The organism is Sphingopyxis soli, assembly GCF_018682675.1.
GTDB classification, from domain to species: Bacteria; Pseudomonadota; Alphaproteobacteria; order Sphingomonadales; family Sphingomonadaceae; genus Sphingopyxis; species Sphingopyxis soli.
Genome location: NZ_JAFMTR010000044.1, coordinates 1 through 14,757 on the forward strand (window position 1 = coordinate 1; position 14,757 = coordinate 14,757).

At 67.2% G+C, this 14,757-nt stretch carries 13 protein-coding genes; 7 read left to right on the forward strand and 6 right to left on the reverse strand.

Going from position 1 to position 14,757, the window contains the following annotated elements:
• Window positions 1-198 precede the first annotated feature (198 nt).
• Entirely contained in the window at window positions 199-519 is a 321-nt protein-coding gene (locus J1N50_RS06640; protein ID WP_215351470.1) for a hypothetical protein, read from the reverse strand.
• A 230-nt stretch (window positions 520-749) separates the two neighbouring features.
• Between J1N50_RS06640 and J1N50_RS06645 the strand changes: the two genes are divergently transcribed.
• The 5 genes from J1N50_RS06645 to J1N50_RS06665 all read left to right on the forward strand — a co-directional run bounded on the left by J1N50_RS06645 (window position 750) and on the right by J1N50_RS06665 (window position 7,654).
• Window positions 750-1,736: an ArsR/SmtB family transcription factor gene (locus J1N50_RS06645; RefSeq protein ID WP_215351473.1), complete on the forward strand. Its 987-nt coding sequence runs from the start codon at window positions 750-752 to the stop codon at window positions 1,734-1,736.
• On the forward strand, window positions 1,733-2,671 hold the full coding sequence (gene metF / locus J1N50_RS06650) for a methylenetetrahydrofolate reductase (protein WP_215351477.1): 939 nt from the start codon (window positions 1,733-1,735) through the stop codon (window positions 2,669-2,671). The genes J1N50_RS06645 and metF overlap by 4 nt, the downstream gene beginning before the upstream one ends.
• Window positions 2,668-3,717, forward strand: a complete 1,050-nt coding sequence (locus J1N50_RS06655; RefSeq protein ID WP_215351480.1) for a homocysteine S-methyltransferase family protein — start codon at window positions 2,668-2,670, stop codon at window positions 3,715-3,717. Before metF ends, J1N50_RS06655 begins: the two co-directional genes overlap by 4 nt.
• Window positions 3,718-3,874: 157 nt before the next feature.
• Complete coding sequence (metH, locus tag J1N50_RS06660) at window positions 3,875-6,499, forward strand: methionine synthase (RefSeq protein ID WP_215351482.1); 2,625 nt, start codon at window positions 3,875-3,877, stop codon at window positions 6,497-6,499.
• A gap of 201 nt (window positions 6,500-6,700) precedes the next feature.
• Window positions 6,701-7,654 (forward strand): right-handed parallel beta-helix repeat-containing protein, encoded by a 954-nt coding sequence (locus J1N50_RS06665; protein WP_215351485.1) that lies wholly within the window; start codon window positions 6,701-6,703, stop codon window positions 7,652-7,654.
• Between the two features lie 4 nt (window positions 7,655-7,658).
• On the opposite strand, the gene J1N50_RS06670 is transcribed toward J1N50_RS06665, so the two are convergent.
• The 5 genes from J1N50_RS06670 to J1N50_RS06690 all read right to left on the reverse strand — a co-directional run bounded on the left by J1N50_RS06670 (window position 7,659) and on the right by J1N50_RS06690 (window position 12,017).
• Window positions 7,659-8,165, reverse strand: a complete 507-nt coding sequence (locus J1N50_RS06670; protein WP_215351488.1) for a type III secretion system chaperone family protein — start codon at window positions 8,163-8,165, stop codon at window positions 7,659-7,661.
• 86 nt (window positions 8,166-8,251) lie between these two features.
• Complete coding sequence (locus tag J1N50_RS06675; protein ID WP_215351491.1) at window positions 8,252-8,569, reverse strand: accessory factor UbiK family protein; 318 nt, start codon at window positions 8,567-8,569, stop codon at window positions 8,252-8,254.
• A gap of 34 nt (window positions 8,570-8,603) precedes the next feature.
• The gene (locus J1N50_RS06680) at window positions 8,604-9,161 is read right to left on the reverse strand and encodes a TspO/MBR family protein (RefSeq protein ID WP_215351494.1); all 558 of its coding nucleotides are present in this window, start codon (window positions 9,159-9,161) and stop codon (window positions 8,604-8,606) included.
• 76 nt (window positions 9,162-9,237) lie between these two features.
• Entirely contained in the window at window positions 9,238-9,978 is a 741-nt protein-coding gene (locus tag J1N50_RS06685; protein ID WP_215351498.1) for a TlyA family RNA methyltransferase, read from the reverse strand.
• The gene (locus tag J1N50_RS06690; protein ID WP_215351500.1) at window positions 9,978-12,017 is read right to left on the reverse strand and encodes a protein-disulfide reductase DsbD family protein; all 2,040 of its coding nucleotides are present in this window, start codon (window positions 12,015-12,017) and stop codon (window positions 9,978-9,980) included. Before J1N50_RS06690 ends, J1N50_RS06685 begins: the two co-directional genes overlap by 1 nt.
• Before the next feature lie 130 nt (window positions 12,018-12,147).
• On the opposite strand from J1N50_RS06690, the gene J1N50_RS06695 reads away from it, so the two are divergent.
• Both J1N50_RS06695 and proC read left to right on the forward strand, forming a co-directional pair.
• Window positions 12,148-13,845 carry an alkaline phosphatase family protein gene (locus J1N50_RS06695; RefSeq protein WP_215351506.1) on the forward strand — a complete coding sequence of 566 codons (1,698 nt, stop codon included), beginning with the start codon at window positions 12,148-12,150 and terminating at the stop codon, window positions 13,843-13,845.
• Window positions 13,846-13,866: 21 nt separating this feature from the next.
• A complete protein-coding gene (gene proC, locus J1N50_RS06700; RefSeq protein WP_215351503.1) occupies window positions 13,867-14,697 on the forward strand; it encodes a pyrroline-5-carboxylate reductase in 831 nt (276 codons plus the stop codon).
• The last annotated feature ends 60 nt before the right edge of the window (window positions 14,698-14,757 follow it).

Here is a 14,757-nt window from a genome sequence, read left to right on the forward strand (position 1 = left end):
CGGCGCGGCGCCGGATGCAAGGCCCGGCCATGGATGCTGAAACAAGTTCAGCATGACGAGAATGGAAAGGCTGGAATCCACCCCCAAGCCGTCATCCTCGGCCGAATTTGCATTCGACATGGTCGCCAAAAGAAAAGGGGCCGCCAGCGTGTGCCGACGACCCCTCGATCCTTTCGGCCGCAAGGGCCGGAAAGAAGCTTACTTCTTGGCTTCTTCCATCGCGCCCTTGGCGGCGTCGGTCGCTTCCTTCGCAGCGTCGGCGGCTTCGGTCGCCTTGTCGGCAGCCTTGGCAGCGTCGCCGGCGGCGGCGGCGTCGGTCGCTTCCTTGGCGGCGTCGCCGGCGGTCGCAGCCGCGTCGGCAGCGCCTTCGGCAGCCTGCATCGCGCCGTCGGCAGCGCCTTCGACGGTTTCGGTCGCCGGGGTTTCGGTGGTGGCGGCGTCGTCGGCAGCCTTTTCACCGCAAGCGGCGAGGCCCATCGAGGCGGCCAGAACGAGCGACAGAGTGATCGATTTCTTCATATGGGAATACCCCTCTCGGTTTGAACGGATCGACCGGCATGGGAACCAATCGATCCCGTGAACTTGCCAATCGCGGGCAGAATTACCGCCTCGCCAAATGGCGTGCAATGGCCTTTTTGCAAGGATGCCCGCCATTTGTCGTAATTTCGGGCCTGCCGATTCGCCAGCGGCGGAAATCGCGGCTTGCGGGCCGGTTGACCGGATATAAAGAAAGCTTTATATGTGAATATATGACCGAGCTGCTCGACATTTTTCGCGCCCTTGCGGACCCCACGCGCCTGCGGGTCGTCGCGCTGCTGCGCGAGATGGAGTTGGCGATCGGCGAGCTGGCCGCGGTGCTCGACCAGAGCCAGCCGCGCGTGTCGCGCCACGTCCGCATCCTCGCCGAGGCGGGGATTGTCGAGCGGCGGCGCGAGGGGAGCTGGGTGTTCCTGCGGGTCGTCGAAAAGGGACCCGTCGCCGATATCATCGCGCAGGCGGGCGGCTGGCCTTTTTCGGCGCGCGAGGCGCTGGTGATCGCGCACGATGCGCGCCGCCTCGCCGCGGTGCGCGAAGAGCGTGCGGCGGCCGCCGAGCGTTATTTCGCCGAACATGCCGCCGAATGGGATGCGATCCGGTCGCGCCATGTCGCCGAGAGCGAGGTCGAGGCCGCGATGCTTGCGATGATGCACAATCGCCGGCTCGGCCATCTGCTCGACATCGGTACGGGAACGGGCCGGATGGCGGAGATTTTCGCGCCGACTGCGCGCCGGATCACCGCGCTCGACCGCAGCCCCGAAATGCTCCGCATCGCGCGCACGAAACTGTCGGGCCAGCCGCTGCCGATAGACCTGGTTCAGGGGGATTTCCTGCACCTGCCGCTTGCCGACGCCAGCACCGACAGCATCGTCATCCATCAGGCGCTCCATTTCGCGCACGAACCCGACCGCGTGATCGCCGAGGCGGCGCGCGTGCTACGCGGCGGCGGGCACCTGCTGATCGTCGATTTCGCGCCGCACGAGGATGAGGAGCTGCGCACGCTCGGCGCCCACGCGCGCCTCGGCTTTTCCGACGCGCAGATCCGCGGCTGGTTCGCCTCGGCGGGGCTGCTGCTCGAAACCACCCAGACGCTGGAAGGCGGCGACCTGGCCGTCAAGCTGTGGCTGGGCCGCCGGCGCAGCGACGAAGATCAACCTCCCGTCGCCGAGGGCGGGCAAAATAAAAGGCTGGCCGCATGACCTCGAACCTCAACTCGCTGGCGGAGGCGCGCCGCGCGGCCGCCTCGCCGTTGTTCGCCAATCTGGATGGCGACATCGGCGTCAGTTTCGAATTCTTCCCGCCGAAGACCGAGAAGATGGAGGCGCAGCTGTGGGACACGTTCCGCACGCTCGAACCGCTGGCGCCCAGCTTCGTCTCGGTGACCTATGGCGCCGGCGGATCGACGCGCGAGCGCACGCACGCCACCGTCGCCCGCATCGCGGCCGAAAGCGCGGTCCCGCCGGCGGCGCACCTGACCTGCGTCGAAGCCTCGCGCGCCGAGATCGACGAGGTCGCGCGGGCCTATTGGGAGGCGGGGGTGCGCCATATCGTCGCGCTGCGCGGCGATGTGCCCGGCGGCGAGCCCTATCGCGCGCACCCGGATGGCTATGCCAATGCGATCGAACTGGTCGCGGGACTGAAGGCGGTGGCGCCGTTCGACATTTCGGTCGCCGCCTATCCCGAGGTGCATCCCGATGCCTCGTGCGCCGAGGCCGACCTCGACAATCTGAAGCGCAAGCTCGACGCGGGCGCGACGCGGGCGATCACGCAGTTCTTCTTCTCGCCTGACGCCTTCCTGCGCTTCCGCGATGCGGCGGCGGCGGCGGGGATCGCCGCGCCGATCATTCCCGGCATCCTGCCGGTGTCGAACGTCTCGCAGACGCGGCGCATGGCCGATATGTGCGGCACCGCGATCCCGGCGTGGATGGTGTCGCTGTTCGACGGGCTCGACGATCATCCCGCCGCGCGCCAGCTCGTCGCGGCGACAATCGCCGCCGAAATGTGCCGCCGCCTTTACGCCGGCGGGGTCCGCGATTTCCACTTCTATACCCTGAACCGCGCCGAACTCAGCTATGCGATCTGCCATTTGCTGGGACTGCGGCCGGTCGCGAACGCAAAGGATCAGGCGGCATGACATCGGCACGCGAAGCGCTGCAGGCGGCGGCGAAGAAACGCATCCTGCTCACCGATGGCGGCTGGGGCACCCAGATCCAGCTCAAGAAGCTGACCGAGGCGTGCTATGCGGGCAACCTCGGCCTTTCGCACGACCAGAAGGGCAACAACGACATCCTCGCGCTGACGCGCCCCGACGTCGTGACCGCGATCGGCGAATCCTATCTGGCGGCCGGGTCGGACATCGTCTCGACCAACACCTTCAGCGCGAACCGGATCAGCCAGGCCGATTATGGCGCCGAGGCGCTGGTCGCCGACATCAATCACGAAAGCGCGCGGCTCGGCCGCGCGACCGCCGAGAAATATGAGGCGCTCGACGGGCGTCGCCGCTTCGTTGCGGGCGCGGTCGGGCCGACGAACAAGACGCTGTCGCTGTCGCCCGACGTCAACAACCCCGGCTTTCGCGAGATCGATTTCGACGAGCTGAAGGACGTTTACCTGGAGCAGGTCGTCGCGCTCGCCGAGGGCGGGGCGGATTTCATCCTGATCGAGACGATCTTCGATACGCTCAACGCCAAGGCCGGGATTGCGGCCACGCTGGAGGCAGAGGCGAAGGTCGGGCGCGAGCTGCCGCTGATGATCTCGATGACGCTGACCGACCTCAGCGGCCGCAACCTGTCGGGCCATACGGTCGAGGCCTTCTGGTACGCGGTGCGCCATGCGAAGCCGCTGACGATCGGGCTCAACTGCTCGTTCGGCGCGGCGCAGCTGCGTCCGCATGTGAAGGTCCTGTCCGAACTCGCCGATGCGCTGGTGATGGTCTATCCCAACGCGGGTCTGCCGAACGAGCTCGGCGAATATGACGAACTGCCCGACACGACCGCGGGTCTCGTCCGCGAGTGGGCCGAGCATGGCCAGGTCAACATCCTCGGCGGCTGCTGCGGATCGACCCCGGCGCATATCGCGGCGATGGCGAAGGCGATCGAAGGACTGGCGCCGCGGCAGATTCCCGAAGTGCCGGTGCGGACGCGACTGGCGGGACTGGAGCCATTTACGATGGCGGCATAACCAATTTACCCCTCCCCTTCAGGGGAGGGGCAGCGAGACTTGGTTCGGCGATAGCCGGACCTTTGGTCGAGCGGGGTGGGGGCCATCGGCCTTGCGCAACCTCGACAGCCCCCACCCCAACCCCTCCCCTGAAGGGGAGGGGCTTGAGAAGAACCAAATGACCGAAACCACAGCCGCCTCCTCCAGTTTCGTCAACATCGGCGAGCGCACCAACGTCACGGGGTCCGCGGCGTTCAAGAAGCTGATCCTCGCCGACGATTATACTGCGGCGGTCGAGGTCGCGCGGCAGCAGGTCGAGAATGGCGCGCAGGTGATCGACGTCAATATGGACGAGGGTCTGCTCGACGCCGAATATGCGATGACGACCTTCCTGAAGCTCATTGCCGCCGAACCCGACATCGCGCGCATTCCGGTAATGATCGACAGCTCGAAATGGAGCGTGATCGAGGCCGGCCTCAAATGCGTGCCGGGAAAGCCGATCGTCAACTCGATCAGCATGAAGGAGGGCGAAGAGCCCTTCCTCGAACATGCGCGCAAATGCATGGCCTATGGCGCCGCGGTCGTCGTGATGGCGTTCGACGAGGTCGGGCAGGCCGATACCAAAGAGCGCAAGATCGAGATTTGCGAGCGCGCCTACAAGCTGCTCACCGGCATCGGCTTCCCGCCCGAGGATATCATCTTCGACCCCAATATCTTCGCGGTCGCGACCGGGATCGAGGAGCATGACAATTATGCGGTCGATTTCATCGAGGCGGTGAAGGAAATCCGCATCCGCTGCCCGCACGCGCATTTTTCGGGCGGTCTGTCGAACCTGTCGTTCAGCTTCCGCGGCAACGAGGTCGTGCGCCGCGCGATGCACAGCGTCTTCCTCTATTACGCCATCCCCGCCGGGCTCGACATGGCGATCGTCAACGCAGGCCAGCTCGACGTCTATGACACGATCGACCCCGAGCTGCGTCTGGCGTGCGAGGATGTGATCCTCAACCGCAAGGTCGAGGGCGAGGCCGAAAGCCCGACCGAGCGCCTGATCGCGCTCGCCGAACGCTACAAGGGCAAGGATGCCGCGCAGGAAAAGGCGGCCGAGGAATGGCGCGGCTGGGAGGTGCGCAAGCGGCTCGAACACGCGCTGGTCAAGGGCATCGACGCCCATATCGTCGCCGACACCGAGGAGATGCGTCTCGCGATGGACCGCCCGATCGAAGTGATCGAGGGTCCGCTGATGGACGGCATGAACGTCGTCGGCGACCTGTTCGGATCGGGCAAGATGTTCCTGCCGCAGGTGGTGAAATCGGCGCGCGTGATGAAAAAGGCGGTCGCGCATCTGCTCCCCTTCATCGAGGCGGCGAAGGAGCCGGGCGCAAAGGGCAAGGGCAAGGTCGTGATGGCGACCGTCAAGGGCGACGTCCACGACATCGGCAAGAATATCGTCGGCGTCGTGCTGCAATGCAACGGCTTCGAGATCGTCGACCTCGGCGTGATGGTGCCCTGGTCGAAGATACTGGAGGCGGCGAACGAGAATGACGCCGACATGATCGGGCTTTCGGGCCTGATTACGCCGTCGCTCGACGAAATGGTGACGGTGGCCGAGGAGATGCAGCGCGCGGGCATGACGATGCCGCTGCTGATCGGCGGCGCGACGACGTCGAAGGTGCATACGGCGCTGCGGATCGATCCGGCTTATCAGGGGCCGGTAATCCACGTTCTCGACGCGAGCCGCGCGGTCGGGGTCGCGACCTCGCTGGTGAGCGACACCGGGCGCGATGCGTTCGTCGATGGCTACAAGTCCGAATATGAGCATATCCGCGACGTGCGCGCGGGCAAGGGGCAGAGCGTGCTGCTCAGCATCGAGGAAGCGCGCGCCAACTATTACGACGCCTATCTCAGCGACAAGCCGGCGCCGCCGCTGCAACCCGGTTTGCACCGCTTCGACGATTGGTCGCTCGAGGATTTGCGCGAATGCATCGACTGGACGCCCTTCTTCCGCGCGTGGGAACTGCACGGCACCTGGCCGTCGATCCTCGACGACGAGGTGGTCGGCGAGACGGCGGTGGCGCTGAAGGCCGATGCCGATGCGATGCTCGACCGCATCATCGCCGAGAAATGGCTGACCGCGCGCGGCGTCTGCGCCTTCTGGCCGTGCGCGCGCGATGGCGACAGCGTGACGATCCACCTCGCCGACGAGGAGCGCCATGTGACGCTGCCCTTCCTGCGCCAGCAGATCAAGAAAAGCCGCGACCGCGCCAATATGTGCCTCGCCGATTTCATCGACCCCGCGGGCGACTGGATCGGCGGATTTGCGGTCGGCATCCACGGCATCGAGCCCTATTCGGACCGCTTCCGCGCCGACAAGGACGATTATTCGGACATCCTGCTGAAGGCGCTCGCCGACCGCTTCGCCGAGGCCTTTGCCGAGCGTCTGCACCAGCATGTCCGCACGACGCTGTGGGGCTATGCGCCGGGCGAGCAGCTTACCAACGAGGCGCTGATCAAGGAGGAATATCGCGGCATCCGGCCGGCGCCGGGCTATCCGGCCTGCCCCGACCATAGCCTGAAACCGATCCTGTTCGATTTGCTTGCGGCGGAGGAGAATGCCGGGCTGGTGCTCACCGAGAGCTTTGCGATGCTGCCGACCGCGGCGGTCAGCGGTTTCTATTTCGGCCACCCCGAAAGCCAGTATTTCGGCGTCGCGCGGATCGGCAGCGACCAGCTCGAGGATTATGCGGCGCGGCGCGGGGTCGATCTTGAGACTGCCACGCGCTGGTTGAGGCCGAATCTGGATTGACTGCAGAAGGCGTGTTCCCCCGCGAAGGCGGGGGTCCATCTGCGGGTATTTCAATATTGGCGAAGGCGGAAGATGGACCCCCGCCTTCGCGGGGGAGCACAGCTTTAAGGCTTGCTCAAGCGCCCGTCCGATAGCGGGACAGGCGCGCGATTAACCAGCTTCGGGCACGACGGACGCGGCGGAAACCGCTATAGACCGCGCATGTTCATGGCTCTCCTTCGCCGGCCGTTGCTGCCGCTGCTCGCCCTGCCGCTGCTGCTCGCGCCGGCGCCGCTCCCCGCGCAAACCGGCGGCGCGCCGTTCAGCGTCGACGGGCGCGGCTTCAGCCGGCTGCAGGACGCGGTCGATGCGATCGGCGACGGCGAAGGGACGATCCGGATCGCACCCGGATATCACCGCGATTGCGCGGTGCAGACCGCCGGCCGCATCGCCTTCGTCGCGGCCGAGCCCGGCCGCGCGATCTTCGACGGCGTGACCTGCGAGGGCAAGGCGGCGCTCGTCCTGCGCGGGCGCGGCGCGAAAGTCGACGGCATCGTCTTCCAGAACCTGCGCGTCCCCGACGGCAATGGCGCGGGCATCCGCCTCGAACAGAGCGACCTCGCCGTTGTGAACAGCCTGTTCCGCAACAGCGAGGAGGGCATCCTCACCGGCGACGACGGCGAAGCGACGCTGACCATCGACCGCTCGACCTTCTCGCGGCTCGGCCGCTGCGACCGCGGGCTCAGCTGCGCGCACGGTGTCTATACCGGCCTCTATGGCCGCGTCGTGGTGACGCATACCCGCTTCGAAAAGGGCAGCGGTGGCCATTATCTCAAGACCCGCGCCGCCACTGTCGAGATCGTCGACAACAGCTTCGACGATACGCAGGGAACCGCGACCAACTATATGATCGACCTGCCGTCGGGGTCGGCCGGCCGGATTGCGAACAATCTGTTCGTGCAGGGTCGCGACAAGGAAAATTATTCGGCAATCATCGCGGTCGCGGCCGAAGAGCGCAAGAACCCGTCGCGCGGGCTGGTCGTCGAGGGCAATCGCGCGAGCATTCCCGAAGGCATCGGCCGTCAGTCGGTGTTCGTCGCCGACTGGAGCGGCGAACCACTCGCGATCGGCGCCAACACGATCGGGCCGGGGCTGAAGCGCTTCGAGAAGAGGTGAAGCCTTACGCCTCGCCGCGGGTTTCGATCAGCGACGCAGCGAGCGCCTCGGCGGGGGTCTTGCCGCCCCACAGCACGAACTGGAACACGGGGTAGAAACGCTCGCACTCGTCGATCGCGCTTTCGATCAGCGTTTCGGCGAGATCGAGCGGCAGCTGCGCGTCGCTGCCGACCAGCATCCCGTGGCGGAACAGGATCGTGCCGCTGTTCGACCAGAGCTCGAAATGGCCGAGCCACAGCTGTTCGTTGATCAGCGCCAGCGCTTCGTGCGCGACCGCGCGCTTGTCCTCGACAACGCGAATGTCGGGGAAGGCGAGAAGCTGGATCACCCCATCCTCGGCGCGCCACACCGCGCGCAGCTCGTAAGTCGTCCAGCTGCCCTGCGCGGTTGCGACGATCTCGTCCTCGCCGACCATCTCGTGCGGCCAGTCGTGCGCGGCGAAATAGGAAGCGATCATGTCGATCGGCGCCGCTTCCTGGCCGTCATCGTCGTCGTAAATGTCGTCGGTCATGCGCGGGCCTTAGACCGAAAGCGGCGAAGACGCGAGTCCGCGTCCCGCCGCCTTCGGGGACTGTCCTGTGCATAAATGGGCTGGCGTCAGGCCTTGGGTTTGCGCGGAGCCGATCTGGCGGCCGGCTTTGGCGCGGCAGCAGCTTTCGGGGCCGCAGCGGGTTTGGCCGCGCCTTCCAGCTTGTCGAGCCGCGCCTTCAGCGCTTCGGCTTCGGCGCGCGCCTTTGCCGCCATTTCCTTCACCGCCTCGAACTCCTCGCGGCTGACGAAGTCCATGCGGCCGACGAATTCCTTCGCGCGCTCGCGCATCGCGGCCTCGGCCTCGCGGCCGGCGCCCGCGACGGTTCCGGCGATGCCGTTGATCATCTTGGCCAGATCGTCGAAAATCCGGTTTTCGCTTTGCATTTCATTTCCTTCCAGGGGGAGAACCCCTTGCCCTTCATCCTATCTGGGTAGTCGCGGCGGGGACGACAACCCCCTTGTTTTCGGCGTCGGGGTTGCGCTGGTCGATCTGGAAATTCAGCACGCTCGCGAAACAGAGCCATGCGATATAGGGCACGAGCAGCCAAGCCGCCGCCTTGCGGATCGGCAGGAAGGCGAAGAAGGTCGCGATCGTCACCATCAGGATGAAGATGATCAGATAGAGCGCGTTCGTCACCTGATGCGCGCCGAAGAACAGCGGCGACCAGGCGAAATTGGCGATCAGCTGGACGAAGAAGAGCAGCAGTGCAAAGCCGCGCCCCTTCGCACCGCGCGCATGGAGCACCATCGCCAGCGCCAGCCCCATGCAGATATAGAGGATCGTCCACGCGACGCCGAACACCCATCCCGGCGGAACGATGCTCGGCAGATCGAGCGCGGCGAACCAGCGATTGCTGTAGCCGCTGTTTGACAACAGCCCCATCAGGCTGCCGACCAGCACGATCGACGGCACGGTGACCATCGCCCAGCGCCAATAGGACATGCGTAACTGGCCGGGCGTAGCAATCTCGGTCATGCGGATATGGTCCCCGAATCCTTGAACGTGTCGGCGATTCTGCGGTGACCAGATGTCGCGGCTGTTATTTCCGTCGTCAAGCGCTTCGCCGCATCGCAGCAATCAGGAATTCGACATTGCCCTCCGGGCCGGTGATCGGGCTTTCGACCAGATCGAGCACATGCCAGCCTTCGCCGGTCAGCCAGTCGCGGACCTCGCCGCAGACGCGTTCGTGGACCGCGGCGTCGCGCACGACGCCCTTCTTGCCGACTTCGTGCCGCGCCGCCTCGAACTGCGGTTTGATCAGCGCGACCAGGCGTGCGCCGTCTTTCGCGAAGCTCATGGGCACCGGCAGCACCTTCGACAGCGCGATGAAGCTGGCATCGCAGACGATCAGATCGACGGGCTCGGGAATATGGTCGGCGGTCAGGATGCGCGCGCTCGTCTGTTCGAGGACGATCACGCGCTCGTCCTGCCGCAATTTCCACGCCAGCTGGTTGGTGCCCGAATCCACCGCATAGACGCGCGCCGCACCGCGGCTGAGCAGCACGTCGGTAAAGCCGCCCGTCGACGATCCGACATCGATCGCGACCGCGCCCGTGACGTCCCAGCCCAAATGGGAGAGGGCATGGTCGAGCTTGATCCCGCCGCGCGACACCCAGGGATGGTCGCGGCCCTTCACGCTGATCTCGGCGCCTTCCGCGATCTGCTGTCCCGCCTTGTCGATCTTGCGGTCGCCGACGAAGGCGAGTCCCGCCAGGATCAGCGCCTGCGCGCGCGTCCGGCTTTCGGCCAGGCCGCGGTCGACGAGCAGCTGGTCGGCGCGCTGCTTCGCCATCAGCCGCCCGCCTTGTCGGTGAGCAGGCCGGGGGTCAGGATCTGCGGCAGGATTTCGGGCTCCGCTGCGCCCGGCGCGTACCAGAGGTAGAGCGGGACGCTGTTGCGGCCATGTTCGGCGAGGGTGCGCGTAATGACGGGGTCGCCGGTCGTCCAGTCGCCGACGAGCGTGACGACGCCCTTGGCCGCGAACGCCGCCTGCACCGCCTCGCGGTTGATCGCGCCCGCCTCGTTCGCCTTGCACGACAGGCACCAGTCGGCGGTGAAATAGACAAACACCGGTTTGCCCGACTTGCGCGCGTTGGCAAGCGCGGCTGGCGAGAAGGTCGCCCCCGCGCCGTCGGTATGCCGTTCGGCCTGCGCCACATCGCCCACCGTTCCCGCGAGGCTGACGACGAACAGCAGCCCCGCCGCATAGAGCAGCCACGCGCGCCGGTCGCCACGCTGGATCGAGCCGTAGTGGGCGAGCAGCACGACCGTCATCGCGACGACGACGAGCGGCCAGACGATCAGGCTGCCGCTGCCGATCTGGCGCCACAGCAGCCAGCCGAGCGCGAGCGCGGTCAGCCCCATCGGCAGCGCCATCCATTTGCGGAACTTTGCCATCCACGGTCCGGGTTTGGGCAGCCGGTTGCGGAGCGCGGGCACGAAGCCGATGGCAAGGAAGGGCAAGGCAAGCCCGAACCCGAGCCCGCCGAAGATCGGCAGCGCCGCCCAGGCGGGCAGCACCAGGGTCGCGCCAAGCGCCGCGCCGAGCAGCGGGCCGCTGCACGGCGTCGCGGCGAAGGCGGCGAGCGCGCCGGTCCAGAAGCCGCCCGCCGCGCCGCTCTTTTCGGTGAGCGCCTGCCCGCCGCCGAACGAGGGGAGTTCATAGCTGCCGAGCAGGTTCATCGTGATCGCGATCGCGAGGATCAGCAGCGCGAGGACGCTGACCGGATGCTGGAGCTGGAAGGCCCAGCCGACCTCTTCGCCCGCAGCGCGAAGCGCGAGCAACGCGCCGCCGAGCAGCAACGCGGTCAGCACGGCGCCGCCGGTATAGGCCAGCGCCTCGACCTTCGCCGCGCGGGCGTCGCCGCCCGACCGCGTCAGGCTGAGCGCCTTGAGGCTGAGGATCGGAAAAACGCACGGCATCAGGTTCAGGATCAGTCCGCCGAGGATCGCGCCGCCGAGCGCGGTCCAGAACAGACGCATGTCGGGGGCGCTTGCAGCGGTCGCGACCGGTTCGCCCTTCGCCGGAACCGCGCCCGGCTCGAAATGCACCGTGAGGCCGCGCCCGTCGCCGAGCTTGAGCAGGCCTTCGGCGCGTCCGGCCGCGTCGCCCTTTGCCCTCGTCTCGACGATGATCCAGTCGCCGTTGCGGCTGAAGCCCTGCACTGCGGGGTAGTCGACGATATTCTGGGTTTCGAGGAACAGATGCGGCGCCTCGAGCGCGGTGCCGGCCGGAAGCGGGATGGCGAAGCGCACACGGTCGCCCTTGCGCTCCCATTTCCCGGCGCGGTCGAGCGGTTGCGGCAGTCTGGCGCGCCACGCGTCGAATTGCGTGCGCGTCGCGGGCGCGATCTGGCCGTCGCCCGCCTTCAGCGCGACCGAGATCACCGCCTTTTCGGGCACGCAGACCTTGTCGGTGCAGGCGAGCCAGTTGGCGATGCCCGTGAGCGTCAGGTCGGTTCCCGGCGCGATGTCCCTGGCCACCGTCACATCGGCGAGCAGCGCATAGGGATGCTCATAGACATGGTTCATCATGCCGAAAAGGATCAGTGGTTCGGGCACCGGATAGCGGAACGGGCTGACGCTGACGCCTTCGGGCGCGTTCCATTCGACCGACAGGCCGAAGCCCGCGTCGCCGCCATTGGTCCAATAGCCGTGCCAGCCCTTCCCGGGCGTCATCGTCAGCGCGATCGCGGTCGTTGCCCCCGGCGAAACGGTCGCCGATTCGGCGACCAGCTTCGCCGCGATATGCGGCGGTTCGGCGCGCGCGGGCGCCAACGACAGCATGGCGAGCGCGAGCAACGCCAGCAGCGCGCGTCCCAGACCTGTCATAAAAACGTCCTTCCGCAACTCCACACTCCGCCTGCCGCTGTCCTGCGTTCCGGGCTTGCCATATAGGCGGCTTTCGTCGAGAGGACAGCCCGCGCTGACGTCCCCCCAATCGGAGAAGCTGCCCGTGAAGATGAAACCGCTCACCACCGCCGCGAAGATCACGCTGGCCGCCCTGCTTTCGATCACCGCGACCGGCGCGGTGCTCGCGCAGAATTCGCCCGCGCCCCCGGCGAAGGTTACGGCGGCCACACCCCCGCCCAAGCTAGTGGTCGTGATTGCGGTCGACCAGTTCTCGGCCGACCTGTTCGCCGAATATCGCAGCCACTTCACCGGCGGGCTCGCGCGGCTCGCGTCGGGGGTCGTCTTTCCGGCGGGCTACCAGTCGCACGGCGCGACCGAGACCTGCCCCGGCCATTCGACGATCCTGACCGGCAACCACCCGGCGCACACGGGCATCATCGCCAACAATTATTTCGACCTGTCGGTCTCGCGCGACGACAAGCGCGTCTATTGCGCCGAGGACGAGACCGTGGCCGGAACGACGTCGGGCAGCGGCAAATATGCCGCGTCGGTCAACCATCTGCTGGTCCCGACGCTAGGCGACTGGATGAAGGCGGCGAACCCGAAGGCGCAGGTCGTCTCGGTCGCGGGCAAGGACCGCGCGGCGATCATGATGGGCGGGCACAAGGCCGACGAGCTGATGTGGCTCGTGCCGACCGGGCTCACCAGCTATCGCGGCACGGAGCTGTCGCCGACCGCGCAGCGGGCGGGCGCCGCGATCGCCGCCGCGATCGCGCAGCCGCGCCCCGGCGTGCAGATGCCTGCGGACTGCGCGTCGCGCGACATCGCGATCCCGATTGGCGACCAGACCGGCGGAAAGGGGGGAGCGACGGTCGGCACCGGCCGCTTCCAGCGCGACGGCGGCGACTTCCGCCGCTTCCTGGCCTCGCCCGAGGCCGATGGCGCGGTGCTCGCCGCGGGGGCCGCGCTCCGTCAGGCGCGGGGGCTGGGTGAGGGCGATACGACCGACCTTCTCATCCTCGGCCTGTCGGCGACCGACTATATCGGCCACGGCACCGGAACCGAAGGCAGCGAGATGTGCATCCAGATGCTCGCGCTCGACCGCGAGCTCGGCGACTTCTTCGCCCGGCTCGACGCGACGGGGATCGACTATGTCGTCGCGCTGACCGCCGACCATGGCGGCCACGACCTGCCCGAACGCAACCGCCAGAATGCCTGGCCCGCCGCCGAGCGCGTCGACAAGGCGCTCGACCCCGACGCGATGGGCAAGGCGGTCGCCGAAAAGCTCGGCCTGCCGCAGCCCCTGCTCTACAGCGACGGCCCGTTCGGCGACATGTATCTGTCGAAGGCGCTCACCGTCGCGCAGCGCAAGGCGGCGATGACCGAACTGCTCGCCCGCTATCGCGCGCATCCGCAGGTCGAGGCGGTCGTGACCGGCGAGGAACTCGCCAGATATCCGATCTCGAAGCGGTCGCCCGACGTGTGGACCCTGATGGACAAGCTGCGCGCCTCGTACAATGCGCAGCGATCGGGCGATTTCATCGTCGTGCTGAAGCCGCGCGTCACGCCGATCCCCGAATCGGGCATGGGCTATGTCGCAACGCACGGATCGGTGTGGGACTATGACCGCCGGGTGCCGATCCTCTTCTGGCGCAAGGGGCTCGCCGGATTCGAACAACCGAACGCCGTGATGACGGTGGACATCCTGCCGACGCTCGCGTCGGTGATCGGCGTGCCGCTCGATGCGGGCAAGATCGACGGGCGCTGCCTCGACCTCCTTTCGGGGCCAGAGAGCAGCTGCCGCTAAGCAAAGAAGAAACAGGACGAGATGACGAAGAGTTTGGCGAATTTCACCGGGCGGATGCTGCTGGTCGGGTGCGGCAACATGGCGGGCGCGATGCTCGACCGCTGGCTGCAGGCGGGGCTCGATCCGTCGGCGGTCGCGATCGTCGATCCGTTCGCGCAGCCGCGCGCGGGCATTGGCCACTTCGGCTCGACCGCGGACTGGAAGGCGGCGGGCGGCGCCGCCGACTGGATCATGCTCGGCATGAAGCCGCAGCAGCTCGGCGAGGTTGCCGCCGACCTCGCCCCCATCGTCACGGACGACATCCATCTCCTCTCGATCCTCGCGGGCGTCTCGCTCGCGGATCTGGCGCAGCGCTTTCCCGATGCGCGGGCGCAGGTGCGCATCCTGCCGAACCTTGCGGCGCGGATCGGCGCCGGCGTGTCGGCGGTGGCCAGCCTCGGCGACTCTGATGCGGCGGCGGTCGATGCGTTGCTGGCGCCGCTGGGGACCATTGTCGCGCTTGCCGACGATATGACGATGGATCTCGTCACCGCCTTCACCGGCAGCGGCCCGGCGTTCGTGTTCCGGCTGATCGAATCCTATGCAGCGGCGGGCGAACGTCTCGGCCTGTCGCCGGACGACGCGCTCAAACTGGCGACCGCGACCTTCGGCGGCGCCACCGCGCTGCTCGCCGAAAGCGGCGAGAAGCCGGGCGCGTTGATCGCGCAGGTAGCGAGCAAGGGCGGCACGACGCAGGCGGGCCTCGACGTGCTCGACAGCGACGGCCAGCTCGCCGCGCTGCTCACCAATGTGCTGCGCGCCGCGCGCGACCGCGGCCGCGAACTCGCCGACATCGCGCGCGGCGACGCCTAGAGTGTTTTCAAGTCAGGTGGAATCACCTGACGACCCGGAAAACACGGCAAAACAAGAATC